We start from the raw sequence: 15,216 nt of genomic DNA on the forward strand, positions 1-15,216 counted from the left end.
TCAACTCGCCCTGCCCGAGGCCCGGTTCTGATCCTTCAGGAACCGGGCCTCGTCGTATGCAAGACGCGCTTCCTGCACGTCAGCGAGGCGGTGCTCGGTCCACTCGGCGAGCGCCCGGACCTGCCCGCCGACCTCGCGCCCGAGGTCGGTGAGCGAGTAGTCGACGCGCGGCGGGATGACCGGCTTGGCGTCGCGGTACACCAGGCCGTCGCGCTCCAGGGTCTGCAGGGTCTGCGTCAGCATCTTCTCGCTGACCCGGCCGAGGGCCCTGCGCAGCTCGCTGAAGCGGTACGAGCGCTCGTCCAGGGCTATCAGGACCAGGACGCCCCAGCGGCTCGTGACGTGTTCCAGGACGAGGCGCTGCGGGCACATGCCCTCGTCGCCGAGGTTCCAGGCACTTACTGTCATGCCCGTACCTTACTTCAAAGTGGGTACTTTCCAATAGTTAGCGCTCGACGTAGGCTCATTCTCGGAACCTCATCAAAGGGAGATATCAGACATGAGCATCGTCGTCACCGGAGCCACCGGAAACCTCGGCCGTCTCGTCATCGACGGGCTGCTCGACGCGCAGGTGCCCGCCGGGCAGATCGCCGCCGTCGTCCGCGACAAGGAGAAGGCCGCCGACCTCGCCGCGCGCGGCGTCGAGCTGCGGGTCGCCGACTACAGCGCGCCCGAGACCCTCGCCGGCGTCTTCGCCTCGGGTGACCGGGTCCTGCTGATCTCGGGCAGCGAGGTCGGGCAGCGCGTGCCGCAGCACGCGGCGGTGATCGACGCCGCGCGCGCGGCGGGCGTCGCGCTCCTCGCGTACACCGGCGTCCTGGGCGGGCCCGACGCCGACTTCAGCCTCGCGGACGAGCACAAGGAGACCGAGCGGCTCATCCTCGACTCCGGCCTGCCGCACACGTTCCTGCGCAACGGCTGGTACCACGAGAACTACACGGCCAACCTCGCCCCCGTCCTGGAGCACGGCGCCGTCGTCGCCTCCGCGGGCGAGGGCCGGATCGCCTCCGCATCGCGCGCCGACTACGCGGCCGCCGCCGTCGCCGTACTGACCGGCGAGGGCCACGAGGGCAAGGTCTACGAGCTGAGCGGTGACGTCGCGTGGAGCCTCGGCGAGTACGCCGCCGAGATCGCCCGGCAGACCGGCAAGGACATCTCGTACGCGAACGTGCCCGCCGAGCAGAACCACGCGATCCTGACCGGCGCGGGCCTTCCGGAGCAGTTCGCCACGATCCTCGTCGACGTGGACTCGGCGATCGAGCGGGGGCTGCTCGCCGGTACGAGCGGTGATCTGTCCCGGCTGATCGGGCGGCCGACGACGCCGCTCGCCGACGCGGTCGCGGTGGCGCTCAAGGGCTGACGCCGCAGGACGCCGCAGGGTGAGACGGGTCATGACCGTTTTCGTGAGACGGGCATGACACCGAGGCGTCCTGGCCGTTACCTTCTTGGATGCAGCGTGGGGCTGCCGTGCACCAAGGAGGGGCCGTGGACGCTGCCGCAGCTGAGCAGTCGAAGGGCGAACAGCGCATAGGACTGCTGAACGGCTTCGCTGCCTATGGGATGTGGGGCCTCGTGCCCCTCTTCTGGCCCCTGCTCAAGCCCTCCGGGGCGGGCGAGATCCTTGCGCACCGCATGGCCTGGTCGCTCGTCGTGGTCGGCATCGCGCTGCTGTTCGTGCGGCGCTGGGCCTGGGCGGGCGAGCTGATCCGCCAGCCGCGGAAACTCGGCCTGGTGACGATCGCCGCGGGGGTCATCACGATCAACTGGGGCGTCTACATCTGGGCCGTGAACTCCGGCCACGTCGTGGAGGCCTCCCTCGGCTACTTCATCAACCCCCTGGTCACCATCGCGATGGGCGTCCTGATCCTCGGCGAACGGCTGCGCCCCGTGCAGTGGACGGCCGTCGCCGTCGGCCTCGCGGCGGTGCTCGTCCTCGCCTTCGGGTACGGGCAGCCGCCGTGGATCTCGCTCTGCCTCGCCTTCTCCTTCGCCACGTACGGCCTGGCGAAGAAGAAGGTCGGCCTCAGCGGTCTGGAGTCGCTCGCCGCCGAGACCGCGATCCAGTTCCTGCCCGCGGTGGCGTTCCTGGTGTGGCTCGGCGCGCGGGGCGACGCCACGTTCGGCACGGAGGGTGTCGGCCACGGGGCGCTGCTCGCGGCGACCGGTGTGGTCACCGCCATTCCCCTGGTCTGCTTCGGCGCCGCCGCGATCCGGGTGCCGCTCGCGACGCTGGGGATGCTGCAGTACCTCGCGCCCGTCTTCCAGTTCCTGCTCGGCATCCTCTACTTCCACGAGGCGATGCCGCCCGAGCGGTGGGCCGGGTTCGCGCTCGTGTGGCTGGCGTTGACGCTGCTGACCTGGGACGCGTTGCGGGGTGCTCGGCGCAATGCGGTGCGGCTTTCCGCGGGGCGTCAGGCTGCTGTTTCGGCGGCTTCCGCTGCCGCCCCCGCCGCCGGGCGGGAGACCGAGCCGATGACTCCTGCCGCCGGGCGGGGGTCCGAGTCCGCGGTCTGACCTGCGGTCGGCTGCTGGTTGCCGGTTGCTTTTCTGCGGGCGCTTCGTGGCTGGTCGCGCCGTTCCTCGCGCCCCTTACGGGGCGCCCCCGGCGGGAAATCAGCCCCAGGCCTTCGCCTCCCCCGCCGCCTTCGCGTACACGCTGAAGTCCCGGGGCTCCCGGCCCAGTACGTCGCGTACTCCGCTCACCGGCGCCGCGTTGTAGCCGTCGGCCAGCCAGGCAAGGACGTCCGCCAGGGCGCGTGCCGTGTCGGCGGAGACGCCGCCCTCGGTCAGTTCCGCCACGTACGCGTCCGCCGTGATGTCCTCGAACCGCATCGGCCTGCCCGACGCCTCCGCCAGCTCCGCCACCGCATCGGCGAAGGACAGCGCGCGCGGCCCGGAGAGTTCGTAGACCCGGCCCGTGTGCCCGTCCTCGGTGAGCAGCGCCGCGGCCACGTCCGCGATGTCGTCCACGTCGATGAACGGCTCCGGCACGTCGCCGACGGGCAGCGCCAGGCGACCTGCGAGAAGCGGCGCGGCGAAGATGTCCTCGTCGAAGTTCTGCGTGAAGTTGTTGGGGCGGATCACCGTCCAGTCCACGCCCGCCTCGCGCACCACGCGCTCGGCCTCCGCCATGGACGGCTCGAAGGAGTCGCCGTACACCTCGACGCCCCGCCCGGACAGGACCACGAAGCGGCGTACGCCCGCCGCCACGGCCTGGTCCACGAAGTCGGCGATCGGCTCCGGGGTGGGCGGGCCGACCAGGTAGAGGGCGCCCACGCCCTCCAGGACCGGGGCCCAGGTGGTGCGGTCGGCCCAGTCGAAGCGGGTCTCGCCGGAGCGGGACGCGGCGCGCACGGTCCGGCCCGCGTCCCGCAGCCGGGGCACCAGCCGGCGGCCGGTCTTGCCGGTGGCGCCGAGGACGAGGATGGTCGACTTCGCTGTCTGTGCTTCCTTGTTGTCGGTCATGGGCTCAGCCAATCGCGTTCCGGGCGGTACAGACATGGGCGTTCGTCTCGCGCGGATGGGAGTGCGTCCACGGCCCGCGGCCCGGCGCGCGGGATCCGTCTACGGTGGGGGCATGGACGCACTGGGGGATCTCCTGCGCGGCGTACGCGCGGACGGAGCACTGTTCAACCGCACGGTCCTGAGCGGGCCCTGGGAGTCGGAGCACAGCGAAGGGGCGGCGCTGACGCTGGCCACAGTGGTGCGCGGCACGGCCCGCGTCACGGTCGTGCCGGGCACGCCCTGCGCCCTGCGGGAGGGCGACGCGGCCGTGGTCTGCACGACGGCCCCGTTCGCCCTCTCGGCCGCGGGCTCCGACGAGTGCGAACTGGTCACCGGTGCCTACCAGTTGGACAGCGCCGTCGGCCGGCGCCTGATCAGCATGCTGCCGCCGCTCCTGATCGTCCCCGCGGGCGACGACTGCATGCCCATCCTGGAACTGATCGCCGCGGAGGTGGCCGCCGACCGGCCGGGGCGCCAGTACGTGATGGACCGGATGCTCGACTGGATGCTGGCCTGCACCCTTCGCGAGTGGTTCGACCTGCCGGATGCCTGTCCGCCCGCCTGGTACCGCGCGCTCGGCGACGAAGTGGTCGGCCCCGCCCTGCACGCCATGCACGACGAGCCCTCGCGGCCCTGGACGGTGGCCTCGCTCGCCGCACGCGCCCAGGTGTCCCGGGCGGCGTTCGCCCGCAACTTCGCGGAGCTGGTCGGCAGGCCCCCCATGGCCTACCTCACCGAGTGGCGGATGACGCTCGCCGCCGAGCTGCTCGCCGAGCCGGGCGCGACGGTGGCCGCCGTGGCCGGACAGGTCGGGTACGCGGACGGCTTCAGCTTCAGCGACGCCTTCAAGCGGATCCGCGGCATCGCACCGAGCGGCTACCGCGCCTCGCTGACCGCAGGGCGCCCGGACTCCGGCTCCGGCTCCGGCTCGCTCAGGGCGGCGGGCTGACCCCCGTCCCCTGCACGCCACGCAGGCCCCGGAGCCCGGCCCTGACCCGGCCCCAAGGCAGCCCGGCCCTGACCCGACTCCACAACAGCCCGGCCCTGACCTGACGCGAAGACGGAGACCACCCAGAGCAGGCCGAGGTCTATGCCCAGTTCGATGACCGCCGCGAACTGGGACAGCGTGAACTTGAATATCTGGCCGAACAGGATGTCCACGAGCAGGGCCGCCTGGAAGAGCCGGAGCGCCGACATCCGGTCGGAGCCGAGCCGTGTCAGCCCCACCACCCCGAGGACGGCCGAGGTCACCTCGGTGAGCGCGACGGCCAGATGGGCCCCCGGATGCGGACCGTTCGCCAGCTCGCCGCCGACGACGTCCATGGTCATCCACACGGCGAACAGGACCGCCTCCGTCAGCAGGCAGAACACCGCGAGACCGAGCACGACACGGCTGCGGGCCACCCGCCGCAGGACGCGTCCGACGCCGGTGGCCCAGGACCTCCACCGCGCCGGCTCGGCGGGCGGACGCTCGGGCAGGACCGCGAGCAGCCTCACCAGGGCGGCGTCGACCTCGCTCCCGGAGCCCGCGACGAGACGTGTCGCCGTCTGCCGCTGCTCGGCCGTGAGCCCCGCGGCGACTCCGGCCAGGGCGAGGTCGGCGACGTTCACGGTGCGTTGCGCGGCGGTCCGTGCCGTGACGTGCGTCAGCGTCGCGTTCGCCGTGTGCCTGCGTATCAAGTGGGTCAGGAGAAGGAGCAGGACGAAGCTCAAGTAGATGATCCCTGCGGCCGGTTGGTAGAAGTAGCCCGGCTCGTCCGTGATCTGTTTGCCCACCTCGTCGATGAAGAGGCCGAAGCCGACACCCCCGACGAGGGCGGCGGCGATGCGGGGCGTCCGGCCGATGAAGGTGAGCATGAGGACGATCGCCGCCATCATCAGGAGCCCGCCCCAGAGCATGTGAGCGATGTGCAGACCGCCCGCGCCGCCCCCGCCCAGCTTCGGATACCCCGCCAGGGCGAGGAAGGCGCGCGTGACCAGGACCGTGGCGATGCCGGAGAGCGCGAAGAGTTTCAGATCGATGGGGGCGACCGCCACCCGGACCAGCGTGGGCCCGCTCGGCAGCCCTTTGCGTCGTCGCACGTCGCGTCCTCTCCCCCTGGGCGAAGCCCCTGCGGACCCCTCGCCGACCCCTCGCGAATCCCCGCGAAACCCCCGCGAGACCCCCGCGAAACCCCCGCACAGACAGCCGCCGACCCTCCGCCGGCCCTTGATCCCAGCTTGCGGGAACGGAGGTGATCCCAGCGATCCGGGATCACCCTGAGCGGCCCCCCAAGCGGCCCCTAGGTGACGCGGATCGCGAGCGAGAAGTTGCCAACGGCCGCCGCGCGGAAGGGGCCGACCGACCGCCCTGCGGAACACGTCGACCGATATGCGCTCTTGACGCGCGGTCAAGCTCACCAGCACCATCAGGCACGCCAATTCGCTTCGACGTTCACCGAATTGGCGTACCCCCCACAGAACGAACGATCCAACAGAACACGGAGCCCCCCCACATGAAGCTCTCCGTTCCCGGACGCGCCACGGCGGCCGCCGTCATAGCCGTCACCGGCCTCCTCACCACCAACGCGATATCCTCCGCGGCCCCCGCCCCCACGGCGGCCGCCCCCGACATCTCCGTGGCCAACGTCCAGGCCCACCTCTCGCAGCTGCAGTCCATCGCCGCGTCCAACGGCGGCAACCGCGCCCACGGCAGCGCGGGCTACAAGGCCTCCGTCGACTACGTGAAGGGCAAGCTGGACGAGGCCGGATTCACCACGTCCCTCCAGGAGTTCACCTCCAACGGCAAGACCGGCTACAACCTCATCGCCGACTGGCCCGGCGGCGACGCCGACCAGGTCGTCATGGCGGGCTCGCACCTCGACAGCGTCGGTTCGGGCCCCGGCATCAACGACAACGGCTCGGGCTCGGCCGCGATCCTGGAGACCGCGCTCACCGTGGCGCGCGAGCAGTACAAGCCGACCAAGCACCTGCGGTTCGCCTGGTGGGGCGCCGAGGAGCTGGGACTCGTCGGCTCCTCGCACTACGTCGACAAACTGCCGGCCGACGAGCGTTCGAAGATCAAGGACTACCTGAACTTCGACATGATCGGCTCCCCGAACCCGGGCTACTTCGTCTACGACGACGACCCCACGATCGAGAAGACCTTCAAGGACTTCTACGGCGGCCTCGACCTCGCCACGGAGCCCGACGAGGAGGGCGACGGCCGCTCGGACCACGCCCCGTTCAAGGACGCGGGCGTCCCGGTCGGCGGTCTCTTCAGCGGCGCCGACTACGAGAAGACCGCCGAGCAGGCCCAGAACTGGGGCGGCACGGCCGGTGAGCCGTTCGACAAGTGCTACCACTCCGCGTGCGACACGGAGTCGAACATCGACGGGACCGCGCTCAACCACAACAGCGACGCCGTGGCGTACGCGGTGTGGGGTCTCTCCTCCTAGCCGGTCGCCTCCCGGGCAGCCCCGGCTCCCCCGGAACCCCGGGCCCCCGGAACCCCCTGGACGCAATTACCTGCGTATGCATATAGTGCACACGCAGGTAATTGCGCGGCCCTGTGCGGCCGCGCACCACCACGCCACACCCCAGGGGGCACACCATGACCCGCAAGTTCCTCTTCGTGCTCGGCAGCTCCCGCCCCGAGGGCAACACGGAGATCCTGGCCCGCAGGGCCGCCGAACAGCTCTCCTCGGACGTCGAGCAGCGCTGGCTGAACCTGGCCGACCACCCGCTGCCCGACTTCGAGGACCTCCGCCACGACAGCGACTACGTCCGCCCGTCAGGCGACAGCACTGCGACGCTGCTCGACGCGACCATCGAGGCGACCGACATCGTCATCGCCTCGCCCCTGTACTGGTACTCGGTCTCGGCCACCACCAAGCGCTACCTCGACTACTGGTCGGGCTGGCTGCGCATCCCCGGCGTCGACTTCAAGGCCACGCTGACCGGGCGCACCCTGTGGGGCGTGACGGCGCTGGCCGACAAGGAGCCGGTCGTCGCGGAGCCGCTCGTCGGCACCCTGCGCAACTCCGCCGCGTATCTCGGGATGCGCTTCGGCGGCGTACTGCTCGGCAACGGCAGCAAGCCCGGCGACGTACTGAAGGACGAGCGGGCGCTGACGGAGGCCAAGACGTTCTTCGCGCAGGAGCCGCCGCTCGCGCGCTTCCCGTACGAGAACTGAACCCGCCCACGCCGCCCCGGCGTCCGGACGTCCGGACGCAGTCCTACGCCGTGATGTCCTACGCCGTGATGTCCTTCGTCCCGAACCGCGCCCACGCCGCCGAGCCGAACAGCACCGCGTACAGGCCCTGGAGTCCGAGGTTCTTGACCAGCTCGTCCCAGTAGACGGGCTCACGCATCAGGTCCGCGAAGGACAGCCAGTAGTGCGAGAAGAAGTACGGCTGGATGGCGTGCAGCTGGGGGATCTGGTCGAGGATCTGGATCGTGATGAGCAGCCCGACCGTCGTCGCCATCGCCGCGATGCCGCTGCTGGTCAGCGTCGACACGAAGAGACCGAGCGCCGCCACACCGATCAGTGACGCGGCGACTACGAGGGCAATGAGCAGGGCACGCAGCAGCCCTTCGCCGAAACTGATCCGGGTGCCGGAGATCGTGGTGACCTCGCCGACCGGGAAGAGCAACGCCCCGACGGCGAGCGCGGAGACGGCCACCACGAGCGTCGCGACCAGGCAGAACGTCATCGTCGTCGCGTACTTGGCCAGCAGCAGGCGCGTCCGTCCCGCCGGGGCGACCAGGAGATAGCGCAGCGTCCCCGAGCTGGACTCGCCCGCGATGGAGTCACCGGCGACGACCCCGACCGCCATGGGCAGGAAGAAGGGAAGCGTCGCGGCGAGCGCCGTGAAGACCAGGAACAGGCCGTTGTTGGTGACCTGCGCGATGAACGCGGGCCCACCTCCCTCGCCGCCCCCGCCGACCGTCGAACCGTCGCTGGTCTCGATCTTGAGGGCGATGCCGACCAGGACCGGCACGGCGGCGAGCACACCGAGCAGGGCGAGGGTGCGCCAGCGGCGGAAGGTGATGCCCAGTTCGCTGCGGAAGAGCCCGAGCGTCCAGATCCGCCGCACTTCCCGTGCGTCGGGTACCTCCCGCGCGTCGCCCTTCCCGCTCACCTCACTTGTCCCGCGTACGTCATCGACCTCAGCCCGCGACATCGAATCCCTCCCCCGTCAGTGCCACGAACGCGTCCTCCAGCGAGGCCCGTTCGACGCCGAAGCCCCGCACCCGTACACCCGCGCCGACCAGGGCGGCGTTCAGCTCCGCGAGGTCCGTGCCGGTGTCCGCGCCGCTTCCCGCGCCCGGCGGCTCGCCCGTCACGCGGTCCTCCGCCACGACGAGATCCGTCACGCCGAGCTCCTTCAGGACGCGGACGGCGTCACCCGTGTCCGGGGTCGTCACGACCAGACGCCCCCGCGCACCGGCGGCCAGTTCGGCGACCGGGCCCTGGGTGATCAGGCGGCCCTGGGCCATCACCGCGGCGTGCGTGCAGACCTGCTCGATCTCGTCCAGGAGGTGCGAGGAGAGGAAGACGGTCGTGCCCTCCGAGGCCAACTCCCTGACCAGCGCCCGGATCTCGCGCATGCCCTGCGGATCGAGGCCGTTGGTCGGCTCGTCGAGCACGAGGAGCCTGCGCGGCTGGAGCAGCGCGGCCGCGAGGCCGAGGCGCTGCTTCATGCCGAGTGAGTACGCCTTCGCCTTCTTGCCGGCGGCGGCCGTGAGACCCACCCGGTCCAGGGCCGATTCGGCACGGGCGCGGCGGGTGCGCGGGTCGGCGGTCGGGTCGGCTGCGTCGTACCGCAGGAGGTTGTCGCGGCCGGAGAGGAAGCCGTAGAGAGCCGGGCCCTCGATGAGCGCGCCCACGTGCGGGAGCACGGTACGGGTGTCGCGCGGCATGGGGCGTCCCAGGACCGTGGCGTGGCCTGAAGTCGGCTCGATCAGGCCCATCAGCATCCGGATGGTGGTCGTCTTGCCGGAGCCGTTGGGGCCAAGGAAGCCGAAGACGCTTCCGGCGGGGACGGTGAGGCTGAGGCGGTCCACGGCAAGCTGCTTGCCGTAGCGCTTGGTGAGCGCGGAGGTCTCGATCACGCTTTGCGTCGGGCTGCCGTCTGTGCGGGGCACTTGTCCTCCCTCACCGGTGCGGCGGGCTCAGAGGTTGTCCCCCTGAGCCCGCCGCCTGTACGTCTTCTGCGAGTGCTTCGTGGCTTGTCGCGCAGTTCCCCGCGCCCCTTAAGGGGCGCTCCTAGCTCGCCGCGTTTGCTGCCTTGACGAGGGCGTCCTTTGTCACCGCGCCCGCGTACACCGTGCCGTCCTCGGTGATGAGGGCGTTGACCAGGCGCGTCTTGAAGACCGTGCCCGAGCCGAAGTCGCCCGACACCTTGTCGCCGAGCGAGTCGAGGAGCCGCTGGGCGTCCGGCGGGACATCTCCGGAGCCGCCCGTCGGGATGCCCTGGCCGCCCGGCGTCTTCAGCTCGGCGATGGAGTTCCAGCCCTCGCCGATGACGTTCAGACCGTTCAGGTCCTCCTCGCCCTTGAACTCCTTGCCCTTGAACTCCTTGCCGCCGAACTCCTTGCCGCCGTCCTTGAAGCCGTGCTTCTCGGCCTTGGCGTCATCGCCCTCCGTGACCTTCGCGCCCTTGGGCGGCGTGAAGTCGAAGGTCGACGCGGCCGGCTTGCCGAAGTCGACCTTCGTGAAGCCCGCGTCGACGACCGCGCTGCCGCCGCTCGACGGAGTGAGCGTGAACTTCAGCGGCGTACCCGTCTTGGAGTCCACCGCGACCGTGATCTGGCCGATCGTCGAGCCGGACTGCTTGGGCTTGATGACCAGGCGGTAGGCGTCACGGCCCGCGACCTGCGCGGTGCCGTCCACCTTCACCGACGTCGTGTCGTCGACCGCCTTCAGGGCCTCCTCGGCCAGCTCCTTGGGCGTGGAGGGGACATCCTTCGGGAGGTCCTTCTTGCCGGAGTCCGCGGCCTTGCCCGCCGACTTGGAGTGGTAGACCTCGTTCGACTTGCTGTCGTACGCCCACACGTCGTCGCCGTTGTGGATCAGGCTGTACTCGGCGGCGTCGTCCAGGACGGACAACTTCTGCTTGTCGGGGCCGTCGGCGGCGACGCGCAGCGTGTGCGTGCCGGACGCCAGCTCCATCAGCTTGGACTGCGGGTCCGCGGCCGAACCCTTGCCGTCCTCGCCCTCGCCGCCCGAGCCGCTGCCCGGTGCGAAGCTGCCGGCCATGTCGCCGCCGAAGGACGGCAGGCCGAGGTCGGTGCTGATCTTCACGGTGCCCGAGAGCTGCTCCGTGTCCGAAGCGGCGATCTTCTCGATGAGTTCCTGTGCGGTCACGTCGGGCAGCTTGGGGTCGCCCGACGTCGCGAGCGCCGGGACGAGCCCGATGGTCGCCGCCGCCACCCCCGCCACCGCGACGGGGACCACATAGCGCGCCGCCTTGCGGCGGCCTGCGCGCAGCTCCCCGGTCTCACTGGTGTTCTGCTCCGGTTCGTACGGTGCCATTGTGTGCCCTACCTCCGTGGTCGGCGGCGGCCTTCCCAGTACGTGCGTGCGTCCACCCCGCGCCGCCATTCTCACCCGAATAGGTCAGGAGTGGTTGTTCTTGCTGGACCTTGTTGTTCTCCATATGACCAAATCGGCCAGCCAGAAGCGTCAGACCCCGGGAGCAACTCCACGTACTGCTGTGGGATGACACAGACGGGTGGCGCCTCCCCCAACCAGTAGGGGAAGCACCGCCCGACAGTCAGGGCTCAGCGCTGCACGAACACGTAGTCCGCCTTGTACGGCACCTTCGCGATCGCGCCGGGCTTGCAGTCACCCGCTGGTGCGACCCCGCCCACGGTGTTCAGGCGCAGGATCTCCGCGGTGCCCGCGAGCAGCCCGCGCGGCTTGCCGGTCTGGGTTGCCGCCAGGTCGAGTTCGGGGATGTTCTTGTCGCCGTTCGGGGTCCTGGAGATCAGCTTGCCGGTGACCTGACTGCGGTCGGGGGCCGTCCAGCGCGGTGTGCCCGAGTTGGGGGCGACGAAGTCGTGCGCGATGTTGCCGCCGAGCCGTGCGCGCACGTCACGCTGCGCGAAGGCGAACTTGCCCGAGCCGTCGTCGGCCTTCTTGCACTCGTAGATCTGCTCGCCCTGGATCACGGACGCCTGGAAGTGGGCGGCGGCCTCGCGGAAGTCGACGGCCGTGGTCACCTTGTGGAGCTGGCCGCGGACCGCGCCGCCGGGGAACTCGGCGGTGTGCAGGTTGGCGTAGAAGCTGCCCGGATCCGCCTTCAACTGCTCCAGCAGCGCGGCGTCGTGGACCTTGACCGTGCCCGTGACGCGGTGGCCCTTGCTCTTGCCCAGCAGATCGGTGAAGTCGACCTTGACGCCGCCGTTGGTGCCCTTCGCGCCCTGGTGGATGTGGAGGGCGGTCGGCTTGCCGGTGCCGCGCCACTTGACGGTGACCGACACCTTGTCGCCCTTGACCTGGACGAACTCAAGCGCCTGGCCGTCCTTGTCGCCGACCGCGGGCCCGCCCTGCACCGGCACCTCGTTCGCGCCGTTCAGGCTCGCCGCGAAGATGGATCCGCCTCCGTCGGTCTTCTCGGCGGCGCCGGCCGGCAGCGCCGAGAACGCCACGCCCGCCGCGGCTGCGACGGCGACACCGGAGACGAGCAGGGTCGTGCGACGGCGCGTAGTAGAGGTACTCAAAGTGCCCATGGTCAGAAATCTCCCCGTACCTGAGCCGACACCCCACTGCGTCGGCTTCCGGGCATAGGTACGGAATCGATCTGATCCTGGACTCAATCCAAGACCAACAGAACGTGTGACGTATGTCACACTCCGTAGGGCCTCAGCCCGCCCGGTGCACCACCAGATCGCAGAGCTCGACCAGCGACGTCTTCGCGTCGCAGTCCCGCAGCGGCGCGAGCGTGTCCCGCGCCTCCTCCGCGAACCGCACGGTGTCCTTGCGCGCCTGCTCCAGGGCCGGGTGGGCCCGCAGTCGCGTCAGCGCCTCGGCGTGCCGCGCGTCGTCCGTCAGGTCCGAGTCGAGGAGCTCGCACAGAGCGATGTCCTCGGCGAGCCCGAGCTTCTCCACCCGCTCGCGCAGCCGCAGGACCGGAAGGGTGGGGATGCCCTCGCGCAGGTCGGTGCCGGGCGTCTTGCCCGACTCGTGCGAGTCGGACGCGATGTCCAGTACGTCGTCGGCGAGCTGGAAGGCGACGCCGAGCCGCTCGCCGTACTGGGTCAGGACGTCCACGACGGTCTCGTCGGCGCCCGACATCATGGCGCCGAAACGGCATGCCACGGCGACGAGCGAGCCGGTCTTGCCGCCGAGCACGTCGAGGTAGTGGTCGATCGGGTCGCGGCCCTCGGTCGGGCCCGCCGTCTCCAGGATCTGGCCGGTGACCAGGCGTTCGAAGGCCTCCGCCTGGATGCGGACGGCGTCCGGGCCGAGGTCCGCCAGGATGTACGAGGCGCGGGCGAAGAGGAAGTCACCGGTGAGCACGGCGACGGAGTTGCCCCAGCGCTGGTTGGCGCTCTCGACGCCGCGGCGCACGTCCGCCTCGTCCATCACGTCGTCGTGGTAGAGCGTCGCGAGATGCGTCAGCTCGACGACGACGGCGGAGGGCACGACGCCCGGCGCGTACGGATCGCCGAACTGCGCGGCGAGCATCACGAGGAGCGGCCTGAACCGCTTGCCGCCCGCACGCACCAGATGCTGCGCGGCCTCCGTGATGAAGGGGACCCCGCTTTTGGTGGCGTCGAGCAGGCCTTCCTCGACGGCCGCCAATCCGGCCTGGACATCGGCTTCGAGAGCCTGGTCCCGCACGCTGAGGCCGAAGGGCCCGACGACGGTCACGAGGGGTTCTCCTGTCTGCTGACGATCACAAGTCGGTCACTCGGTCGATCATCACTCGGTCGATCTTTGCGTGATGATCGCGTCGATGACACGGTTTGTCGATGTGTCGCTGCCATCACTCAAGTCAGCGTATCCGGTCGCCTTTCGATCACAGTGGGCACCCGCCTGTGCAATGCCGCCCAGGCGGCGTGCGATCACCACCGGTATGTTCTTGATCAGCTGATACGACACAGAAGACCGCATCGCACCGTAATCCCCGTAATCCCCGAAAGCCCCATGAACAACGGAACTACCGGGAGCAGAACCCTTGTCCCGCACTGAGGCCGACGCAGAACCGCCCGCGGACCCCTCCAGGGAGTCGACGGAGCCGCCGCCCGGCGACGACCACGCCTTCTTCGGGCAGCCGCGCGGGCTGCTCACCCTGTCGGGCCTGGAGGTCTGGGAGCGCTTCTCGTTCCTCGGCATGCAGGCCATCCTCGTCCTGTACTTCGCGGACTCCGTCGCGAACGACGGAATGGGCATGGATTCCGGGACCGCCGCTTCGGTGTCGGCCGCGTACGGAACGCTCGTCTATCTCGTCTCGGTGGCGGGCGGCTGGCTCGCCGACCGCATCCTCGGCTCGTACCGCGCGGTCCTGTGGGGCGGCATCCTCATCGCCTGCGGCCACTACTCGATGGCGGTCCCGACCGCGACGATGACCTGGGTGGGCCTCGGCCTGATCAGCGCGGGCACCGGCCTCCTGAAGCCGAACGTCGCCTCGATGGTCGGCAAGCTCTACCGCACCGACGACGACCGGCGCGACGCGGGCTTCGCGCTGTACTACATGGGCATCAACATCGGCGCCTTCGCGGGCCCCCTGATCACCGGCTGGCTCGGCGACCACAAGGGCTGGCACTGGGGCTTCTCGGCCGCCGCGATCGGCATGACGTTCGGTCTGATCCAGTACGTACTGGGCCGCCGTCACCTCGCCGGACGCAAGGCGTCCGCCGAATTCGCGCTGCCCAAGGACGCGATGCGCCGCGCGGTCGTCCTGATCGTCGTGGGCATCCTCGCGTTCGGGGCCCTCGCGGCGGTGCTCGCGGGCGTCGGCTGGCTCACCATGGACCGCTTCGTCGACGTACTCACCGTCATCTCGGTGATCGCGCCCATCGTCTACTTCGTGGTCATGTTCCGCAGCCCGCGTGTGAGCGGCGAGGAACGCGGGCGCCTGAAGCCCTACGTGGTCCTCTTCCTGGCCTCGGTCGTCTTCAACTTCATCCTCTTCCAGGCCTACTCGACGATGATCCTGCTGGCATCGACGAACGCCGAGACGTCGATCCTCGGCTTCACCTTCCCCGCCAGCTGGTACGCCTCCGCGCTCGGCGCCTTCGAGGTCGCGCTCGCCCCCGTCGTCGCCGCGGTCTGGGCCCGGATGGGCCACCGCCAGCCGCACGCCTCGAACAAGATCGCCTTCGGTGTGATCCTGGGCGGTCTGTCGTTCCTCCTGATGGTCCTGCCCACCTCCGGGCACGGCGACGACACGTACAAGATGGCGGTCTGGTGGATCGTCGGCTCGTACCTGCTGCTCGGCCTCGGCGACATCCTGGTCGAGACCTCGGGCATGTCGGCCACGACGAAGCTCGCACCCAAGGCCTTCGCCAGTCAGACCATGGCCCTCTGGTTCCTCTCGCTCGCCCTCGCCAACGGCATCCAGGCACAGATCGTGAAGCTGTACGGAGAGGTCTCCAACCCGGCGTACTTCGGCGTGAACGGCGCGATCGCGGTGGCCGCCGGTGTCGCCGTCATCCTGCTCGCCCCGTGGCTCCGCCGCACCATGCACCCCGTCCACTGAGGACACTGAGGTTCCCGCC

At 70.2% G+C, this 15,216-nt stretch carries 14 protein-coding genes; 6 read left to right on the plus strand and 8 right to left on the minus strand.

The annotated features are described in order from the left end of the window. Nucleotides 1-408 carry a winged helix-turn-helix transcriptional regulator gene (locus M4V62_RS18620; RefSeq protein WP_249588374.1) on the minus strand — a complete coding sequence of 136 codons (408 nt, stop codon included), beginning with the start codon at nt 406-408 and terminating at the stop codon, nt 1-3. A gap of 91 nt (nt 409-499) precedes the next feature. On the opposite strand from M4V62_RS18620, the gene M4V62_RS18625 reads away from it, so the two are divergent. Next, nucleotides 500-1,360: an NAD(P)H-binding protein gene (locus tag M4V62_RS18625; protein WP_249588375.1), complete on the plus strand. Its 861-nt coding sequence runs from the start codon at nt 500-502 to the stop codon at nt 1,358-1,360. A 125-nt stretch (nt 1,361-1,485) separates the two neighbouring features. Next, complete coding sequence (rarD, locus tag M4V62_RS18630) at nt 1,486-2,514, plus strand: EamA family transporter RarD (RefSeq protein ID WP_249588376.1); 1,029 nt, start codon at nt 1,486-1,488, stop codon at nt 2,512-2,514. A gap of 99 nt (nt 2,515-2,613) precedes the next feature. Here rarD and M4V62_RS18635 read toward each other — a convergent pair whose 3' ends face one another. Next, entirely contained in the window at nt 2,614-3,465 is an 852-nt protein-coding gene (locus M4V62_RS18635; protein ID WP_249588377.1) for an NAD(P)H-binding protein, read from the minus strand. 112 nt (nt 3,466-3,577) lie between these two features. On the opposite strand from M4V62_RS18635, the gene M4V62_RS18640 reads away from it, so the two are divergent. After that, the gene (locus tag M4V62_RS18640; RefSeq protein ID WP_249588378.1) at nt 3,578-4,453 is read left to right on the plus strand and encodes an AraC family transcriptional regulator; all 876 of its coding nucleotides are present in this window, start codon (nt 3,578-3,580) and stop codon (nt 4,451-4,453) included. Here M4V62_RS18640 and M4V62_RS18645 read toward each other — a convergent pair. Next, complete coding sequence (locus tag M4V62_RS18645; protein WP_249588379.1) at nt 4,381-5,586, minus strand: hypothetical protein; 1,206 nt, start codon at nt 5,584-5,586, stop codon at nt 4,381-4,383. The two genes, M4V62_RS18640 and M4V62_RS18645, sit on opposite strands and share 73 nt — an antisense overlap. A gap of 413 nt (nt 5,587-5,999) precedes the next feature. Between M4V62_RS18645 and M4V62_RS18650 the strand changes: the two genes are divergently transcribed. Beyond that, a complete protein-coding gene (locus M4V62_RS18650) occupies nt 6,000-6,941 on the plus strand; it encodes a M28 family metallopeptidase (RefSeq protein WP_249588380.1) in 942 nt (313 codons plus the stop codon). A 155-nt stretch (nt 6,942-7,096) separates the two neighbouring features. After that, nucleotides 7,097-7,678: a flavodoxin family protein gene (locus M4V62_RS18655; RefSeq protein WP_249588381.1), complete on the plus strand. Its 582-nt coding sequence runs from the start codon at nt 7,097-7,099 to the stop codon at nt 7,676-7,678. 58 nt (nt 7,679-7,736) lie between these two features. Here the strand turns inward: M4V62_RS18655 and M4V62_RS18660 are convergent, their stop codons facing one another. The 5 genes from M4V62_RS18660 to M4V62_RS18680 all read right to left on the minus strand — a co-directional run bounded on the left by M4V62_RS18660 (nt 7,737) and on the right by M4V62_RS18680 (nt 13,366). After that, nucleotides 7,737-8,669, minus strand: a complete 933-nt coding sequence (locus M4V62_RS18660) for an ABC transporter permease (protein ID WP_425575242.1) — start codon at nt 8,667-8,669, stop codon at nt 7,737-7,739. Next, on the minus strand, nt 8,656-9,633 hold the full coding sequence (locus tag M4V62_RS18665; protein WP_249588382.1) for an ABC transporter ATP-binding protein: 978 nt from the start codon (nt 9,631-9,633) through the stop codon (nt 8,656-8,658). The genes M4V62_RS18660 and M4V62_RS18665 overlap by 14 nt, the downstream gene beginning before the upstream one ends. 121 nt (nt 9,634-9,754) lie before the next feature. Continuing rightward, complete coding sequence (locus M4V62_RS18670) at nt 9,755-11,023, minus strand: LolA family protein (protein ID WP_249588383.1); 1,269 nt, start codon at nt 11,021-11,023, stop codon at nt 9,755-9,757. 248 nt (nt 11,024-11,271) lie between these two features. Continuing rightward, nucleotides 11,272-12,222 carry a CHRD domain-containing protein gene (locus M4V62_RS18675; RefSeq protein ID WP_249588384.1) on the minus strand — a complete coding sequence of 317 codons (951 nt, stop codon included), beginning with the start codon at nt 12,220-12,222 and terminating at the stop codon, nt 11,272-11,274. A 133-nt stretch (nt 12,223-12,355) separates the two neighbouring features. Then, complete coding sequence (locus tag M4V62_RS18680) at nt 12,356-13,366, minus strand: polyprenyl synthetase family protein (protein ID WP_249588385.1); 1,011 nt, start codon at nt 13,364-13,366, stop codon at nt 12,356-12,358. Nucleotides 13,367-13,673: 307 nt separating this feature from the next. On the opposite strand from M4V62_RS18680, the gene M4V62_RS18685 reads away from it, so the two are divergent. After that, nucleotides 13,674-15,197 (plus strand): peptide MFS transporter, encoded by a 1,524-nt coding sequence (locus M4V62_RS18685; protein WP_249588386.1) that lies wholly within the window; start codon nt 13,674-13,676, stop codon nt 15,195-15,197. The last annotated feature ends 19 nt before the right edge of the window (nt 15,198-15,216 follow it).

Origin of the sequence: Streptomyces durmitorensis, assembly GCF_023498005.1 — a bacterium.
GTDB classification, from domain to species: Bacteria; Actinomycetota; Actinomycetes; order Streptomycetales; family Streptomycetaceae; genus Streptomyces; species Streptomyces durmitorensis.

Coding starts and splice junctions, on each gene's coding strand:
- M4V62_RS18620 (WP_249588374.1), bottom strand. CDS start 408: ATGACAGTAAGTGCCTGGAACCTCGGCGACGAGGGCATGTGCCCGCAG.
- M4V62_RS18625 (WP_249588375.1), top strand. CDS start 500: ATGAGCATCGTCGTCACCGGAGCCACCGGAAACCTCGGCCGTCTCGTC.
- M4V62_RS18635 (WP_249588377.1), bottom strand. CDS start 3,465: ATGACCGACAACAAGGAAGCACAGACAGCGAAGTCGACCATCCTCGTC.
- M4V62_RS18640 (WP_249588378.1), top strand. CDS start 3,578: ATGGACGCACTGGGGGATCTCCTGCGCGGCGTACGCGCGGACGGAGCA.
- M4V62_RS18650 (WP_249588380.1), top strand. CDS start 6,000: ATGAAGCTCTCCGTTCCCGGACGCGCCACGGCGGCCGCCGTCATAGCC.
- M4V62_RS18655 (WP_249588381.1), top strand. CDS start 7,097: ATGACCCGCAAGTTCCTCTTCGTGCTCGGCAGCTCCCGCCCCGAGGGC.
- M4V62_RS18660 (WP_425575242.1), bottom strand. CDS start 8,669: ATGTCGCGGGCTGAGGTCGATGACGTACGCGGGACAAGTGAGGTGAGC.
- M4V62_RS18670 (WP_249588383.1), bottom strand. CDS start 11,023: ATGGCACCGTACGAACCGGAGCAGAACACCAGTGAGACCGGGGAGCTG.
- M4V62_RS18675 (WP_249588384.1), bottom strand. CDS start 12,222: ATGGGCACTTTGAGTACCTCTACTACGCGCCGTCGCACGACCCTGCTC.